The sequence below is a fragment of the Leptospira perdikensis genome (genome assembly GCF_004769575.1).
GTDB classification, from domain to species: domain Bacteria; phylum Spirochaetota; class Leptospiria; order Leptospirales; family Leptospiraceae; genus Leptospira_A; species Leptospira_A perdikensis.
Genome location: NZ_RQGA01000003.1, coordinates 340787 through 357385, shown reverse-complemented (window position 1 = coordinate 357385; position 16599 = coordinate 340787). Strand labels below are relative to the sequence as shown.

The window sequence follows — 16599 nt, the reverse complement described above, 5'->3', positions numbered from 1 at the left end:
TAAGGAACATAATCATGGAAAAAATCAGTATCAAAGCACAAACAAGAACTTCTAAAGGAAAAGGTCCTGCAAGAAGAATGCGTGTGGAAGGTTTAGTACCGGCAAACATCATCGGAAGCGGTGAAGCAAGATCGGCAAGTGTTGTCGAAAAAGAAATCCAAAAGCTCATCGACTCAGGAATCCGCAAGGCAACTCTTATCGACCTAGAACTTGATGGTAAAACAGAAAGAGTTTTCGTAAAAGAAATCCAAAGATTTCCACACACAGGCCAAATTCGTCATATTGACTTTTTTAAAGTGACTCCTGGTAAAAAGATCCTAACAACAGTAGCTATCAAAACTTCTGGTGTTGCAAAAGGTTCTAAAGCAGGTGGACAGTTCGAACACCTCGTACACGAAATCAAAGTGAAGTCAACTCCGGAAGATTTAACTGACGTAATCACAATTGATGTAAGTGGTTTGGATATTGGAAACATGATTAAAGTTTCTGAAATTCCTCACCCAGCATCTTGGGAAATCCTTGTGAATGGTGATCCGATTGTTGCTTCTTGTAGCAAAACAAAAGCAATCCTTGCTGCGGAACGTGCTGAAAAAGCAGAAGCCGACAACAAAGGGAAACCAGCTGCGAAAAAAGCTGGAAAGAAATAAGATCTACTTTTAGGAACCAATGAAGTTAATTGTAGGGCTAGGAAATCCTGGCGATAAATATAATAACAATCGATCTAACATTGGTTTCAAGATTCTCGATGTCATTGCGAACAACATTGGCATCGAAATCAAAACAAAGAAAAAGAAATCTCTCATTGGTCGTGGTGATTTTGAAGGGGATGAAGTGGTTTTACTCAAACCACAAACCTTCAGCGACCTCTCCGGTGAGTCGGTTCTCTACATTGCCTCCTTTTTAAAAATTCAGGTAAAAGACATCGTTGTCATCCACGAAGACGTAGGCCTTGAACTCGGTCAAATCGTGGTCACCAAAGGTGGGGAAAACGATGTCAACCCTGGGGTCAACTCGGTTTCTGTCTCATTACGATCCCCCAATTTTATACGGATTCGGATCGGCGTTCTTAATTCAGCCTTCAATCCTAAAAAAAGAGAAGAATTTTTACGTGAAGATTTTGAGCCATTAGAGAACCTGAGTTTGATACAGATCATCAATGACGCCGAAGCGGCGATTCGTTCCATATCCATGGGGGATATTGACGAAGTGATTCAGAAATATCACCTTTGATTTCAGTCTAATCATCGAGAAGTCTTTACATGAATAAAAACATCAAAACCGTATTTCTATTTTTGCTCGTATTCCTTGTCATTTTGGCAACGGTTTATAAAGGTCAGGACTTCGCCGGTAAACCCGACGAAATCAGTTATTCCGATTTTTTAAATATGGTAGAACCCATCGAAGGCAAAAAGCCGATTGGGAAAATTACCTCCAAAGACGGAAAGGAAACTTCCGCAAAACAACAAATTGTCATTGATCGTGAGCTCATCGAAGGTTGGTACATTCCTGAAAATAGTAAGGACAACAAACCAAAACTCTTCAAAACCAATGTAGCACAAGTGAACGATGATTTGGTGACAAAACTTCGTAAGTCGCGCCTCAGTTTTACTGCTAAATCTACAGAAGAAAATAAGTTTTGGAGTGTTGTTTCTGGCATCATTCCTTGGTTGTTCGCTCTGGGTATCATTTGGTTCATCATGATGCGCCAACTCCAAGCATCTGGTAACAAAGCATTTACCTTTGGTAAGTCTCGTGCCAAGATGAATGTAGATCCAAAAGTCAAAGTAACCTTTAACGATGTTGCTGGATGTGAAGAAGCAAAAGTTGAATTACTCGAAATCATTGAATTCTTAAAAGATCCAAAAAAATTCCAAGCCATTGGTGCAAGAATTCCGAAAGGAGTTCTACTCGTGGGTCCTCCTGGAACCGGTAAAACCTTACTTGCAAAAGCAGTTGCTGGAGAAGCAGGAGTTCCTTTCTTTTCTATTTCTGGATCTGACTTCGTAGAGATGTTTGTGGGTGTGGGAGCATCGCGTGTTCGTGATTTATTTGACCAAGGAAAAAAGAATGCACCATGTATCATCTTCATTGATGAGATTGATGCTGTCGGTCGCCTTCGTGGTGCCGGACTTGGTGGTGGTCACGATGAAAGAGAACAAACCCTCAATCAGATGTTAGTCGAGATGGACGGATTTGAAATGAACGAAGGTGTCATTGTGATGGCGGCAACAAACCGCGCTGATGTCCTTGATCCTGCTCTCCTTCGTCCAGGTCGTTTTGACAGACAAGTGATCGTTGACCTTCCTGACCTAAAAGGCCGTGAAGAGATTTTAGCAGTTCATGCTAAAAAAGTTCCATTAGTATCTGATATTTCTCTGAACTCCATTGCTCGCGGAACACCTGGATTTACAGGAGCTGACCTTGCCAACCTTATCAATGAAGCAGCCCTTCTTGCGGCACGTCGTAACAAAAAACGTGTAACCCAAGAAGAACTGGAAGAAGCACGTGATAAGGTAATGATGGGACCGGAACGTAAGTCGATGTTTATCTCTGACAAAGAGAAAGAAATGACAGCTTACCATGAAGCAGGACATGCACTGCTCGGCACTTTACTGCCGTATACGGAACCGGTTCATAAGGTAACCATCATCCCACGTGGTAGAGCCCTTGGTCTTACCCAATCTCTTCCTGTGGAAGACAGACATTCTTATCGTAAAAACTATTGTTTGGATCGAATTGTAATGTCTATGGGTGGATACATTGCCGAAGAACTTATTTTTGGTGATCCTTCCAATGGATCTTCTAACGACATCCAACAAGCAACCAACATTGCTCGTCGTATGGTTTGTGAATGGGGGATGTCTGAAAAACTCGGAACCATCCATTACGGATCCGGTGAAACCTCTCCATTTATGGGAAGAGATTACGGACATACCAGCAAACCTTACTCTGAAGAATTTGCAGCAATGATCGACCAAGAAGTCAAACGGATCATCCAAACTTGTCTCGACAAAGGTCGTGACTTGGTGAAAAAGAACCAAAAGAAATTGGATGCAATTGCGAAAGCTTTACTTGCAAAAGAAACCATTGATGCACAGGAACTAACAGACATTGTCCAACCATCCTTTGATAAATTCTCTGATTCCAAATCAGGATTAGGAACTAAAAAAGGGAAAGGTGCTTCGGCAACAAAACCTGCATACTCTTCCTAAAAAACATCGATGAAGTATTGGCTCTTTAAAACAGAACCCGATGTGTTCTCCATTGACGACCTAATCAGAGAAAAACTCTCTTATTGGGAAGGGGTAAGAAACTACCAAGCACGTAACTATCTTCGCGACGAAGTGAAGTTAGGTGACTTGGTTTTATTTTATCACAGCAGACTCGATCCACCAGGGATTATAGGTGTTGCAGAAATTGCAAAAGAAGCAACACCAGACCCGTATCAATTTGACCCGAACCATAAATATTTTGATCCGAAACTGAAAGGAACAGAACCTAGATGGTTTGGAGTTCACTTAAAACCCCATACTAAGTTCAAAGAATTAATTTCTTTGGATACACTTCGTAACACGAAGGGACTAGAAAAAATGGTGGTGACTCAAAAAGGATCGCGGTTGTCGATCCAACCAGTGACTAAGAAAGAATTTGACATCGTTGTCAAAATGGCAAAGTAAAGATCTTTAAGAAATCTTCAATTCATCGCGTAAATAATTTCTTTTAGTTTCTCTAAGGTAATCGGTTTTACGATGTAATTATCACTGAGATTGTATTTCTCTGCTCTTCGCATATCATCCTCGTTGGAAGAACTAGTGACAATATATATGGTGATTTTTTGATCTAGCGACATCGCCGTAATTTCATCTAAAAATTGCCATCCATCCCAAACCGGCATATTCAAATCCAATAAAATCAAATCAGGCAACGTTTCCGAACTAGAAATTCGAGAAATAAGCATGTCATAAGCATCCTTACCATTTTGACAAACTACAGTTTGTTTTACCATTCCGGAAAGGGAGATGACTTGTTTTGTCAAAAAAAGATGAACAGGATCATCCTCCACAACGCAGGCTAAATTAATTTCATTCATAGGGTAAAAATACAGTAAATTTTGTACCAATTCCTACGGTACTTTCAACCTCAATTTTTCCTCCCATCGTTTCTATTTGGTTTTTTGAAATGAATAATCCAACTCCCCGGGCCTCTTTATTTTCATGAAAAGTCTTATACATGCCGAAGAGTTTATCACTATGTTTTTTTAGATCAATTCCTTGCCCGTTATCTTCAAATTGAACTTCGATGAATTTATTTTTACGAAATCCGACAATTTTTAGAATACTATCTCGATCCTTTGCTTTGTATTTGATGGCATTGGTAATTAAATTTAAAACAATACTGTCCAGGTAAGCAGGGATGACACGAACGAGAAACTGGTTTTGTAAGTTCACTTCCACTTTTAATTTTGATTCTAAAATTTGAAGAGCTAAACTTTCCAAATTTTTCTGGACTACTTGATTTATTTCAATCAACTCATAGTTTTCTTGCGCTAAATTAACTTTAATGACTGCAGTTAGATCTTCGATCGTACGTTTTAAATTTTCTGTGGCTCCAAGTAACAATGACATCATTTCATTTTGAAAGTATTCCGGGTATGTTCTTTGGAGTATATCCATCATCCCACTAATTCCAAAACTATGGGATCGTAAATTATGAGAGACAATGTTTGTGAAATTTTTTAATCGATTGTTTTGTTCACTTGTAATATCGAGTAAGGATTGAATTTCTGCTTCTGCTTTTTTGAGTTCAGAAATATCTACGGCAACACCTAAGTAACCGGATATTTTTTCATTTTGTTTCACGGCTGTAATGGACAAAAGGACAGGAAATGTGGACCCATCCTTTCTTTTATGTGTCCATTCTAGAGTATTTGGTTTTCCAATTTTTGCATTGTAGATTAATATTTCAAATCCCGAAAACTGTTGATTGTATTCAGTTGAAAGTAATTTACCTCTTTCTTCTATTTCCCCTTCAATATGAAAAATCTTAGGGGTAAACTTTCCGATTAATTCATCTGAGGTATATCCTAACATTTTTTCGGCGCCATGATTGAATTCTGTAATGGTTCCTTCGGTATCAGTACTAATAATAGCGACCAGAGTGCTGGAATCTAAAATAGCCTGGTTTTTAGCTAAAGCAATTTTTAACTTCTGTTCAACTAACTTCCATTCGGTGATATCAATGATTTGAGAAACAAAATAATGAACTCTTCCTTCTTCATTTTTTACCATCGAAACGGCCAAAATAATGTATACGATGTTTCCATTTTTGTGGAAATATCGTTTTTCCATTTGGTAAAATCTTCGTTTATCTGCGACAAGTTCTTCTAGATAACTTAAGTCTGCATTTAAATCATCGGGATGTGTGATATCCTGAAAGGTCAGCTGCATCAGCTCTGACTCAGTATATCCTACAATTTCACAAACCCTTTTGTTAACCTTAAGCCATTTCCCATTTTCATCAATGAGTGCCATTCCAACTGCAGCATTATCAAAATTCCCACGAAAAGCCGTTTCACTAGCTCGGAGATCCTTTTCCAATTTTCGAATTTGAGTTATGGCCTCTTTAGTTCCAAATAAAGATAAAGTTTTTTCGTGAGAACTCGAGCCTTGTAAAATCAATTCATTGGTTGGTAAATCTTCTGGCTTTTGAATGATTAAATGTTTAACTCTGGTTGTTATTTCTTGAAGTAACTCGAGTTGGTTTGCATTTAAAGTTTTTGGTTTGTCATCTAAAATAGAAACCACTCCCCAAACAGAACCATCCTCTGAAACCAAAGGAACACCAACAAAAAACTGAGTTCGGAAATCCTTAAGAAAAACCGCAGTATGATTCGAATTCAAATCTGTATGAAAATTCTCGATGATAAGAATGTCTTTTGTTGGACCTAAAATTTGAGAAGAAAAAGTAACCAACGACGAAAGTTGATCCGGAAGAATTCCAAATTCTGCAATTGGTTTTTGATCCTTTCCCTCTAAGTTGGTAATCAGAGAAATTTTTGAGTTACAAATCTGAGCCGCAAGTTTCGCTAAAAAATAAAATTCATTTATATCCAAAAAGACATCTTCCTTACACCAAGAGCACCAATGAAAATCTTTGGTTGTATCTTTAAGGTTTGGCTGTAAAAACTTGTACTGCTTTTACCTTATCGATATCATAAAACTTTTTATCTTTGTAAAAGGAAGTACCTGCACCCATGTAAGTAAACTCTGGATTGAGTATGTTCTTTCTATGGCCTGGTGAGTTAAACCAAATTTCTACAACTGCTTTTGCTAAACTCAAATAAGTATGATTAGGAATCGGTGATCCTGCTTTTGTGTAACTAAAAAACGGTCCACCGTTTTGTAATGGAGTGAATACGGCACGTCCACCTTGGTATTGAATTCCAAACGAATTAATTATATTTTCTGCAGAATAAGTGTCTGTAATTCCTACCAAATCCAAACGGTCACGTAAGGTTTCTTTTCCATTCACAGTGCTAGTATGGGAATAAAAATCATAGGTTACCATATCTTGCGCATGGCCGAAAGCTGCTTGTTCACATTTTTCCGAATATTTAAAAGGACGAAGGCCGAGTGTTTTTCTCTCTTTCGAAGTTACATAAAAAACTGCAGCATTTAACAAAGGATAATCGATCTTTGCAAAATCGATAGCTGTATTTGCGGGAGCATACGACGGGAAGGTATCCTCAGTGAATACATCGTATTGTTCGACTTTCCATTTATCGGATTCTGGTAATTCTCGACCATCTTCAATACTTTCTAAAAAAGCTAAATTCGGATCTTGTTGTTCCACAACCTTTTCGACAGGTTCTGGTTTTTTTACTTCTACAACAGGAGCTTTTTTGACTTCGGGAGTTTTACAAACAGAGGCAAATAAACTCAAAACAAAAACAATGGCAAAAGTTCGAGCTGGTAATGTAACAAGGTTTGATTTTGTAAGAAAATTCATAAAGTCTCCTATAAGTAACGATTGTAATCTTGAACCACATTGTGGATTAGATTTTTTTCTTTGTTAAATTGGATTGTTTTCGCTTCTTTAATTCCAGTTTCCCAGATAAATACAAATGGAACTCCAAATAGGGTAGAATGTTTTTGCCTATACTTTTCGCGACCAACGAGTTTATCGTTTAAATAAAAATCGGCATGGAGAACTCTTTCTTTAGAATAGATTGATGGCAACAATCCGGCAGTACCTAACATAAACAAGGTGGAAATAGAAGAGATCCAAAAATGTTCATATTCGTTCACTTCGCTTGTATACAAATCAATATGATGGTTTGCCCGGACTCCATCTGATAAAACACGACCAAAATATCCGGTATCCATTAAATATTTTGTATAAATAGAAGTGATTTCCCTTTTGGTTTTATCATTCTCAGGAGTGGAAACTTTTATAGACAAAATGGCGATCTGCTGTTTAAAATCAGGCCTTGCAATGACGGGTACATCTTCGCTGATATAATTATAACAAGAAAAAAGAAAAAATGGGACAATTACTAATAATAATAAAAAAGATCGAATACTTCGCATAATTCGAAAGTAGAGTAATGGAAGTTGAGGAGAGGAAAAGTCTTTTTTTTAAAACCGAGAAAAATCGACAATTCCCAATAGATGTAAAATTAGCCCCCCGACAGTCACAAAAAAGGTCCAAGCAACGATCGAAATGATGCCACCAACCTTTAACATCTCGAGGCTTCTAATGCCACCATAACTGAAAGCCAAAGCATTGGGCGGTGTAGATACAGGAAGTGGCATAGCAAGGGAAGCCCCGATGGTGGCTCCGATGGCTGCAGGCAGAATCAGATGTGCAGGTAATCCCATGGTGATGGGAAGAATCAAATTGGCCACACTGGTGTTACTTAGGAAACATGAAAGGCCGAGAGAGAGAAGGGAAAAAAATAAAAACAAACCCAATTGACCAGAATCACCTAACATAAACAAACCGACAAAATGTTTCGCAAGTCCAGTTTCTTCGAAGGCTTTACCGAGTGCAATCCCTCCTCCCATAAGAATCAATACGTCCCAAGATAGATTTCGAAATTCTTTTAAGTCTAAAAGTCGAAATCCAAAAAAAACAATCACCGGAAATAAAGCGACGGTTCCATTAGACACTCCATGCCAGTCTGAGGTGATCCACCCAAAAATGGTGATGATGATAATACTCAAGGCAATAGATCGATCCCGTTTCGAAAGAGATAAATCCGGATCAGACACTTGGATGGAAGAGACAGAATTTTCTGATTTGCCTTTTTTTAAGTACACAATGTACAAAAGTATAGCAAGGGCCAATACGGAAAGGATGAATACGGGGAAGGCAAATCCCATCCAGTTTAAAAAACCAATTTCTAATCCTCTTTCTTGTAAATATCCAATCCCAATCACGTTGGGGAGGGTTCCCACTGGTGTGCCGATCCCTCCCAGGTTTGCGGAAAAAGGAACGATGAATAAAAGAGATTTTCGTAAAGGATTGTTTTCTTCTAAAGATTTCATCATAGAAGATACTAATCCGAGCATCATAGCTGCAGTAGCCGTATTGTTCATCCAGCAGGATAAAAATGCTGTGGCAAAACCCAAAGAAAGCACAAGTAAAAAGGCTGAACCTTTCGTTTTTTGAATCACAAAACGAGCAATGGCAGAATCCAATCCATAAGATGTGATTGCCGAAGATATGACGAAGCCACCTAAGAAGAGTAAAATGGTCTCTGAAAAATAACAAGATAGAAAAGTAATCGTTTTTGGAGCTCCTGGTCCCCATGAGGGAAGCAACCAGACCAATTCCAAAAATAAAACTAAAAAACCCGTAACATAAAGCGGGAAAAGTTCTGTTACCCAAAGAAAAGATACAAGTAAGGCAATGGCCAAATTGATCTCTTGAGGCCGGTTAAGACCGAGCCAGTTTTGATACCAGCCAAAGAGGGCAGGAATCACCGCAAGACTTGAAAATACAATACCAGCTCGAATCATTGTGACTTGACGATTTACACTCTCCTGATACTTTTTCGATAGACTCGAATCGTTTCAAGCAAACAAATAAAGTGAGATTTCCCCTCGATTCGTATTGTTAATTATTTATGCAAATAGCCTATAACGACTTAAAACAAGCAGTTCTGGGAAGCGGCCCCATGGGTATCATCATCGCTTCCGTACTGGCACAAAAGTTCGACCCCATCACTCTCTGGATTCCTGACAAAGAATTGGTAGAGGTTCTAAAGAAACGCCGCCAAACAGAAATTATGGGAAAGACAATTGATCTTCCTGATCATATCGACATTGTCTCCAGTTTGGATGCTTTTGGACGAGATGATTGGGTTTTCCATGTGGCCGTTCCTTCGCGGTCTTTTTTGGACAGCGTCCATGCCCTTTTGGAAGTTTTAGAACCAACCAATAGTTATGTTTTTTCTTTTTTAACAAAAGGAATTCTGGATTCTAAAAATAGAAAAAAAACAGGATTCATTACTTATTCGCAATACTTACAAAATTTTTTAAAAGAAAGAAATTTTTCAAATACATCCGTTGCCGTTGTCAATGGCCCTTCCCTACTTGGGGAAATTTTAGATGAAAAATTCAGTTTTTTTAATATTGGATCTTATGAAAAAGAAACCTCTGATTTTCTTGCCGAGGTTCTTTCTTCTAATTTTATCAATACTTCTGTTACCGATGATGTTGTGGGAATGGAAATTGTGGGAGTTGCCAAAAACCCAATGGCCATCGCAAGTGGGATCGTATCTTTACTCCCTCGTTATGGGGCCAACTTACTTGGTGAAATTTTATCCGTAGGATTTCAAGAAGTAAGAGACCTAGCTATGCGTTATGGTGCAAGACCCGATACGGTGATGGGAAGATCAGGCCTTGCCGATTTTATCACAACAGCAACCAGTAACAAAAGTAGAAACCGGGGTTTTGGACAAAAAATTGTCGGCGAACTCTTGTCAGGTGGAGAGAAATTAAGTATCAAAGATAGAATTGAAATTTTCTTTGCACCAAGATCTTTTATCGAAAGAGAATCTACCAAATGGCATGATAACGTAGAAGGAACGTATGCACTGAGTATTCTCATTGAACTTGCCAATGAGATTCGTTTACCATTTACTTTACACAGAACTTTATTCGATGTTCTCACTAGAAAACAACCACCAGATGCACTCATTGATTTGATTTGTGGTAAAAAAACGGAATCAAAAAACATTCCTCTCGTAGTTCAAAAGAAGGTGGGACTCAACTTAACATCAGGAATTGATTTTCAAAACCTGCTTGTGGATCGAATTTTAAAACACATTAGCAATGTTCCAGGCACCGTGACTCGTGTTAAAAAACAATCTTCCGCAGTCATTGAATCCACTCAGAAAAGACTCACCAAAGCCACTCGTAAAAAACAAAAGTTGGATGAGGTTAAGTTTGAATCAGAACTTGAAATTTGGCAACGATTCCAAAATTGCCAAAAAGACGAAGAGAACACTCTTGTTAAAGAACTCGTTCGATTTTATGTAACAGAAATTGCTGATAACTATAGTCCTACGGTTCGGGAATCTGTTCTCAGGTTTGTCGCTCCCATTCGCCTCTTCTCCGGTGGTTTTTTAAAAGGGTCGATGATTCCTCATGTTGGTGGTAAAACAGAAGTGGTCAAAGCCCTTTCTTCTAAATACAATTTATTGTATGCCCCCACTCATAGATCTCACCTAGATTCCGTGGAAGTTGCTTATTCCTTATTTCACTTGGGACTACCTGTTCCTCGTTATGCGGCAGGTATCAATTTAATGTCCAACCCATTTTGGGAATGGATGTTAAAATCTCTAGGTGCTTATGCCGTGGATCGTGAAAGAACGAGAAACAGTTTGTATTTGGAATGCCTCACTCTTTATTCACAAGTCATGTTAGAACAAGGGATTCCTTCTCTTGTTTATCCAGAAGGAACTCGTTCTCGGACAGGAGGAATTGTTCCAGTCAAAACGGGACTTTTGACAACGGCAGTGAATGCATTTCGTAGTTCTGGAACAGAGATAGTGATTGTTCCCATCTCTGTATCCTATGAAACCGTTCCGGAAGATAACCAGTTTTGTAATATGCCAGAAGAGCTGGGAATGGCAGGATTTCTTGCAAAACGTTCCAATGTATATGTAGAGTTTTGTGATCCAATTCCTATCTCTGAATATGCACATACGGAAGATCCGACGCTGGAACTCAGTTACCGCATCACCAAAGGGTGGAAACAGTATCATAAAATTCTACCAAACCAAATTGTTGCTAAAATTTTAACAGAAAATGATTTTTCCATCGAAGTTTCGCAGAGTAAGATGTTAGTTGAAGATTTTATTTCCCGCCATGAGGGAAATTACCTGACGAAGGATCCAGAAGAAGTTTGGGAAAAGGGGAAAAGGATTTTGGAAAAACGAAAGATGATCGAAGAATCAAATCGAATGGTTCATTCCAAAAACGATGCTTTACTTCAGTATTACGCGAGTATGATTCCTGAAGACGAAGATAAAAAATACTAATACACTAGGATAAAAAAAAGAATCAGAAACCTATCTATATTTCTTATTTTTATTCTTACCCATTCTGAACGGGGAGTCTTCCCCGTTTACGGATATAAACTGTTTTTTCCAATATCGCAATCACCTCACCTGCTTCGTTTTTGACATCAGTGGTGAATTGATAATCCCCTTTTTTCTTAACTTCGATTTCGTCTTTGATCCTTTGGATTTCGGAATCAGATATTCGAAATTCGGCAATGACCTTTCCCATTCCCGGTTTTACAAAGATCATATTGCCGGCTTTGTCCCAAACGATATAATCGGATCCAAGTCTTTCCAAAAGGATCAACATAAAAAATGGATCACACATGGAATACAAAGAACCACCAAAATGAACACCCACATAATTCTTATTATAGAATCTTAAATTCATTTCGGATCGAAAATAAGAAAAATCAGGTGCAATTTCTTTAATGCGAATCCCAGCTCCAATATAAGGAGGATAAAAGTTATATAACCAAATTTTGAATCTTTTTTTCCATGCTGTAGTTTTTTTCAAAGGTTTGGTTCCTTTGTTTTTTGTTTCGAATTGATTAAATACACTGCGAGGATAGCTAGCGAACCTCCAATGATTACAGGGATTTGTACCACTTCATTCAAAATCAGATAACTACTTAAATAAGCAGAGAGAGGAACAATGAAGATAAAACTACTGGCAATCTCGGATCCAAGTCGAGTTGCTGCATAAAAATACACTGTAGTTCCAAAGGTTGTCGAAATTACTGTTAAGTAAAAGATAGAAGCCCAAAAGGAAAACCCTTCATCCCATACCTTCCAAAAACTAGGATCATTAAAACAAAATAAAAGTTCTATGATGGATCCGACTGCATATACATAAAAACTATAAGTCACAGGAGACATTGATTTTCCAGTTGATTGGCTGTTGAGAGAAAGAATCGCCCAAACAAAAGAACATAATAAAAAGAATAAGTTACCAGATAACAACAGATAATCGATACTAATTTTCCATACTTGTAAAATCACAAGCCCACCAATAAATCCAAAAAACAAACCAATCACTTGGCGTTTGGAAATTCGTTTTTTCTGAACCAGTACAACGATAAAAAAAGTAACGATGGGATTGAGAGTGGTGACAAGAACTCCACCGGCTCCTGGAAGTCCGTTTTTTAATCCCATAAAAAAGAACTGATTGTAAAAAGTATAAATAATTCCTCCAACAAGAACATTCCAATAGTCCTTTCCTGTTTTGAGTAAAAAAGGAATTTTCATCACAAGAAGAAGAGGTATCACAGAAAGGAAGGTAGCAAGAAATCGCCAAAACACTAATACAGAAACAGGAACCGTACCTGCGATCATTTTACCGATGGGCCAAGAAATTCCCCAAGAGACCATTGCGAGAACAAGTAAGAGTAAAAATTTTAGGTTCAAATATAGTTTCCTTTCAACAAAAAGTTGAGAACGTATGTGGTGCCAAAGGAAATAGGAATTCCAATTCCCAACATAAGGCTTGCTAAATGGGGAGAAATATTTTTTTCAATTGTGATGACTGTGGAAGTGACCATAGGAGCCATTGCCGATTCCAAAACAATGGTTTGGAAAAGTAAAGAGTCCTCTTTTAATGGAAAATAAACCCAATACACGAGTAATGGTGCGAGGATGAGTTTAAATCCTAGTCCTAATACCAAAACTCTTCCGTGACCTGCAATGGTTCGTAAATCCAACATAAATCCTACTGATACTAGAGCAAGTGGGGTAAGAGTATCACCCAAACGAAGTAAAACGAGTTTGAGAGCCTCAGGGTAAACAAATTGCCTTGTGATGATAGCAACAAACAATGCATAGATGGGTGCAAAACCCATAACCCTTTTGATGAGAGTTGAAAAATCCCACTTCCCATCCATAGCAATCGAAGCCAAAATGATTCCTGGAAAACTTAAAACCATAAAGGTACCCAGTTGGTCTGCCAAAATTCCATACCCAAGTGATTGTTTGCCTAAGTAAGTTTCGAGTAATGGAAACCCAACAAAAGATGTATTTCCAAAACCAGCGGTTAACACCAAACAAACGGCTGTATGAAATTTTAAAAACTTTAGTTTGTACAATCCAAGAAAAAATACAATGGCAATCCCAAAGACAAACCATGGCATGGAAGAAGGTAAAAAGGAAGTCGCATCCACTTTTAATTCATGGACATGATTCAAAACAAGAGAAGGCAAAGAAATAAAAAGGATAAACCCGTTTAACACCTTAGGAGTGGATTCTGGAAACTGAGGTAACCTTCGAAAAAATAACCCCAGTCCAAAACAAATTCCTAGTAGTAAAAAGTTTTCCATACTATTTAAAAAGAAAGAAAAGTCTCCATGGCTTTAGGATCAAAGAAAACTCCTTCTTTTTGTCTAGGAGCTTCCAATCCGTCTCGCACCATCTCAGCATACCCATTGGCAAAATAAAGATACTTTGTTGTGAGTTTATTTGTGATGTCGTAAACCACCTGCTCTAAAAATTCTGCGAGTAAAAACACTTGGTAAGTTACATCAGCGATATAAACACGATTCATATCCTTCCAATCTTTAGACTGATTTTTGATACAATCTTCTAATTCTTTTCGTTTGGTTTGGAATACAGTGAATGCATTTTTTAATTCAGGATGGTTGTCAGCAGTTTTCGTTAGTTCATCTAACAAAGTCTGGAAGGCTGTATACACTTTTGGTTTTTGTAAGGCATGCAAACAATGGTCTGCAATGATGAGATGAGTTCCTTCCCAAGTTTCATTGATGATGGAATCGTTATGAAGGCGTGGGAGTGGAGAAAAATCGCCAATGATTCCATTTCCACCTAGAGTTAAGATCGCTTTTTGTGTGATATAACTTGCTTGGGAAGACGATTTATATTTCATCAGAGGTACAGTGATCTCTGCGGCATCATCAGCTTTCTCAGAGAGATTGGCCGAGCGAAAGTTCACAAAACAATTTCCTGTTTGTAAAATTTGCATTTCTGCTAAGGTCTTTGTAAAAGAAGGAAATTCTAAAATCTTTTTCCCATAAGCGGTTCTAAACTTTGCATACTCAGAAGCTTCCATCACAGACCTTCTTGCGTTCCCACTAGAACCAATTCCCACATGCAAACGAGAGGTTTTGATGATATAACGGATAAGATTGACAAGCCCATGACCCGGACGCCCAAACTCTTCCGCCTCTACTTTGTCATAAATAATTTCTACAGTGAGTTTTCCACGAGATCCAATAATATCTTTTTTACGTAGGATATGATGCCCATTGAGTTCTCCATTTTCTTTGATCCTCGGAACAAGGAACATACCGACAGTATTTGTTCCTTCCATCTTTGCCGTTGTCACCCAAAGATCACCAGGGTTAGAACAAAACCATTTTTCACCGGTTAATTCCCATTTACCGTTTGGAAGTTTTTTAGCAATGGTACGATTGGCAGAAACATTACTTCCACCTACTCTTTCGGTTACATATTGCCCAGCCATAAAATGAGAAGAACTTCCCTTACCGGCAACGAGTGGTAAGTATTTTTTCTTTTGTTCGTCTGTTCCAATTTTTTTTAATGCTAGGATGATTCCGTCTGTCATTGCCAAAGGGCAAGCAACACCACCTTCCCCATTCATGTTCATCAAATAGGTAAGCGCATAACGATGAATATGTGTAAAATCATATTTCCATTCGGGATGAAAGTCTAAATTGACAACACCGTGATCATAAGAAATTTTACGTGCTAATTTTTGTTCTTCAGAATATTTTATAAAATCGATTCGTTTTCCGGTTCTGTCAAATTTAACAACTTCACCGTATTTTCCTTCTTTATGACATTCTTCTGTAAGGACATCCAAAATCCCACCAACGAGTTCCCCATACTTTCGGATATGTTCTTCCATTGCTTTTTTATGGTCAGGAGCAAAAGATTCAGAATACCGATGGACCACTCTTTGTAAGGCGGGGTCTATTTCGTAAAAGTTTTTACCTCGAACTCCCTTGTATTCGGAAATATCGAACGGTTGTAAGGAAGGATGTTCAGAAATATGGTGGCTCATTCTTCCAGTTCAAAAAAAGGAATAGGATTCACTAGCAAAAAAGTCACCCAGGTTTGAAATTGGTTCTAGAGTCGATTCCGTATGGTTCAAAGAGTAGAAACGAGAAAATCCAAACAAATTCTCCACGATGTGATCTTTGAACTCCAGAACGTTTCTGAGTCCATGTTATGGTTTTTGTCGTACGACCGACTTTCTGAACTTTTGGAAATCAGAAAGGAAGAATGCCTTCGCAAAATTTATCAATTCAAAGCATCAAAACCACAAATGACACTTTCCGGCGGATTCCATGAAGTGGATGGAGATCTCCTCATTGATTTTCTCGCCTGGAGTTTGGAATTAGACGAAGTCGCAGAAAAGTTTTTAAGAGCCGGGATTTTTTTTAGTGAACGTCCGTTATATGAACTTCGCGAATCGTATAAAACCCTGATCCAAAAAACAATCGCCAATCATAAATTAGACCGTGAACTTTTATTACTTCTGACAGCAGCCACTGTGGATTACGATGATGCAGTTGATTCCTATCTGATGGATAAATTTGAAATTGATTTTTTTGTCAGACGTTCTATCCATCAATTTTTAGAAAAATTCGAAATCCACCCTGAATACGGAGCCGAAGAATTTTTATACGAATATTTAAAAAGTCTGATCCCTACAAAAATTCTTAACTTCCGAGACATCACTCGCGAATTCAGAGACAGAACCTACTACGAGTTATACGGTCGAGTCCGAGAAACCAAAAAGAAAAAAAAGAAGATCGTAAAAACAGTTTCTGATGAAGTAAAAGACTTACTTGCGTTTTTCGATTTAGAACCAGGTGCCGGCATCACCGACGTAAAAAAGAAATTCAAAGAACTCTTAAAAAAATACCATCCCGATATCAATAAAAAAGGGGAAGAAATGACCAAACGAATCATTTTAAAATACAATCGTTTGGTTGAACTGTTAGGAAGTTAACGAAACTATTTTTGTCTTCTTTCTTTAGTTGATTCTCCCC

General features: G+C 38.0%; 15 protein-coding genes. 6 read left to right on the top strand and 9 right to left on the bottom strand.

The window, feature by feature from the left end:
* Positions 1-14: 14 nt before the first annotated feature.
* Genes EHQ49_RS03035 through EHQ49_RS03020 form a run of 4 tightly spaced genes read left to right on the top strand, consistent with a single transcriptional unit; the run spans position 15 to position 3677 of the window.
* The gene (locus EHQ49_RS03035; protein ID WP_135576214.1) at positions 15-647 is read left to right on the top strand and encodes a 50S ribosomal protein L25/general stress protein Ctc; all 633 of its coding nucleotides are present in this window, start codon (positions 15-17) and stop codon (positions 645-647) included.
* A 19-nt stretch (positions 648-666) separates the two neighbouring features.
* Positions 667-1230, top strand: coding sequence for an aminoacyl-tRNA hydrolase (pth, locus tag EHQ49_RS03030; protein WP_135576212.1), 564 nt, complete (start codon positions 667-669; stop codon positions 1228-1230).
* Positions 1231-1259: 29 nt separating this feature from the next.
* Positions 1260-3212 carry an ATP-dependent zinc metalloprotease FtsH gene (ftsH, locus tag EHQ49_RS03025; protein ID WP_135576210.1) on the top strand — a complete coding sequence of 651 codons (1953 nt, stop codon included), beginning with the start codon at positions 1260-1262 and terminating at the stop codon, positions 3210-3212.
* A gap of 9 nt (positions 3213-3221) precedes the next feature.
* Positions 3222-3677, top strand: a complete 456-nt coding sequence (locus EHQ49_RS03020) for an EVE domain-containing protein (protein ID WP_135576207.1) — start codon at positions 3222-3224, stop codon at positions 3675-3677.
* A gap of 17 nt (positions 3678-3694) precedes the next feature.
* Here EHQ49_RS03020 and EHQ49_RS03015 read toward each other — a convergent pair whose 3' ends face one another.
* The 5 genes from EHQ49_RS03015 to EHQ49_RS02995 form a co-directional block, all read right to left on the bottom strand.
* The gene (locus EHQ49_RS03015; protein ID WP_135576205.1) at positions 3695-4090 is read right to left on the bottom strand and encodes a response regulator; all 396 of its coding nucleotides are present in this window, start codon (positions 4088-4090) and stop codon (positions 3695-3697) included.
* Positions 4083-6113 carry a PAS domain S-box protein gene (locus EHQ49_RS03010; protein ID WP_135576203.1) on the bottom strand — a complete coding sequence of 677 codons (2031 nt, stop codon included), beginning with the start codon at positions 6111-6113 and terminating at the stop codon, positions 4083-4085. The genes EHQ49_RS03015 and EHQ49_RS03010 overlap by 8 nt, the downstream gene beginning before the upstream one ends.
* Before the next feature lie 52 nt (positions 6114-6165).
* On the bottom strand, positions 6166-7008 hold the full coding sequence (locus EHQ49_RS03005) for a CAP domain-containing protein (RefSeq protein WP_135576201.1): 843 nt from the start codon (positions 7006-7008) through the stop codon (positions 6166-6168).
* 8 nt (positions 7009-7016) lie between these two features.
* A complete protein-coding gene (locus EHQ49_RS03000) occupies positions 7017-7517 on the bottom strand; it encodes a hypothetical protein (RefSeq protein WP_135577707.1) in 501 nt (166 codons plus the stop codon).
* A 120-nt stretch (positions 7518-7637) separates the two neighbouring features.
* A complete protein-coding gene (locus EHQ49_RS02995; RefSeq protein WP_135576199.1) occupies positions 7638-9023 on the bottom strand; it encodes an SLC13 family permease in 1386 nt (461 codons plus the stop codon).
* 107 nt (positions 9024-9130) lie between these two features.
* Here EHQ49_RS02995 and EHQ49_RS02990 point away from each other — a divergent pair, with 107 nt between their 5' ends.
* Positions 9131-11551 carry a 1-acyl-sn-glycerol-3-phosphate acyltransferase gene (locus EHQ49_RS02990; RefSeq protein ID WP_135576197.1) on the top strand — a complete coding sequence of 807 codons (2421 nt, stop codon included), beginning with the start codon at positions 9131-9133 and terminating at the stop codon, positions 11549-11551.
* Positions 11552-11606: 55 nt separating this feature from the next.
* Here the strand turns inward: EHQ49_RS02990 and EHQ49_RS02985 are convergent, their stop codons facing one another.
* The 4 genes from EHQ49_RS02985 to EHQ49_RS02970 are packed head-to-tail and all read right to left on the bottom strand — an operon-like array spanning position 11607 to position 15605.
* The gene (locus EHQ49_RS02985; RefSeq protein WP_135576195.1) at positions 11607-12089 is read right to left on the bottom strand and encodes a DUF4442 domain-containing protein; all 483 of its coding nucleotides are present in this window, start codon (positions 12087-12089) and stop codon (positions 11607-11609) included.
* Positions 12086-12979, bottom strand: a complete 894-nt coding sequence (locus EHQ49_RS02980; protein ID WP_135576192.1) for a DMT family transporter — start codon at positions 12977-12979, stop codon at positions 12086-12088. Before EHQ49_RS02980 ends, EHQ49_RS02985 begins: the two co-directional genes overlap by 4 nt.
* Positions 12976-13884: an AEC family transporter gene (locus tag EHQ49_RS02975; protein ID WP_135576190.1), complete on the bottom strand. Its 909-nt coding sequence runs from the start codon at positions 13882-13884 to the stop codon at positions 12976-12978. Before EHQ49_RS02975 ends, EHQ49_RS02980 begins: the two co-directional genes overlap by 4 nt.
* 5 nt (positions 13885-13889) lie before the next feature.
* Positions 13890-15605, bottom strand: a complete 1716-nt coding sequence (locus tag EHQ49_RS02970; RefSeq protein ID WP_135576188.1) for an acyl-CoA dehydrogenase family protein — start codon at positions 15603-15605, stop codon at positions 13890-13892.
* Positions 15606-15686: 81 nt separating this feature from the next.
* On the opposite strand from EHQ49_RS02970, the gene EHQ49_RS02965 reads away from it, so the two are divergent.
* On the top strand, positions 15687-16559 hold the full coding sequence (locus EHQ49_RS02965; RefSeq protein WP_135576186.1) for a molecular chaperone DnaJ: 873 nt from the start codon (positions 15687-15689) through the stop codon (positions 16557-16559).
* Positions 16560-16599: the final 40 nt, after the last annotated feature.

Coding starts and splice junctions, on each gene's coding strand:
- EHQ49_RS03020 (WP_135576207.1), top strand. CDS start 3,222: ATGAAGTATTGGCTCTTTAAAACAGAACCCGATGTGTTCTCCATTGAC.
- EHQ49_RS02970 (WP_135576188.1), bottom strand. CDS start 15,605: ATGAGCCACCATATTTCTGAACATCCTTCCTTACAACCGTTCGATATT.
- EHQ49_RS03005 (WP_135576201.1), bottom strand. CDS start 7,008: ATGAATTTTCTTACAAAATCAAACCTTGTTACATTACCAGCTCGAACT.
- pth (WP_135576212.1), top strand. CDS start 667: ATGAAGTTAATTGTAGGGCTAGGAAATCCTGGCGATAAATATAATAAC.
- EHQ49_RS02975 (WP_135576190.1), bottom strand. CDS start 13,884: ATGGAAAACTTTTTACTACTAGGAATTTGTTTTGGACTGGGGTTATTT.
- EHQ49_RS03035 (WP_135576214.1), top strand. CDS start 15: ATGGAAAAAATCAGTATCAAAGCACAAACAAGAACTTCTAAAGGAAAA.
- EHQ49_RS03015 (WP_135576205.1), bottom strand. CDS start 4,090: ATGAATGAAATTAATTTAGCCTGCGTTGTGGAGGATGATCCTGTTCAT.
- ftsH (WP_135576210.1), top strand. CDS start 1,260: ATGAATAAAAACATCAAAACCGTATTTCTATTTTTGCTCGTATTCCTT.
- EHQ49_RS02965 (WP_135576186.1), top strand. CDS start 15,687: ATGGTTCAAAGAGTAGAAACGAGAAAATCCAAACAAATTCTCCACGAT.
- EHQ49_RS02990 (WP_135576197.1), top strand. CDS start 9,131: ATGCAAATAGCCTATAACGACTTAAAACAAGCAGTTCTGGGAAGCGGC.
- EHQ49_RS02995 (WP_135576199.1), bottom strand. CDS start 9,023: ATGATTCGAGCTGGTATTGTATTTTCAAGTCTTGCGGTGATTCCTGCC.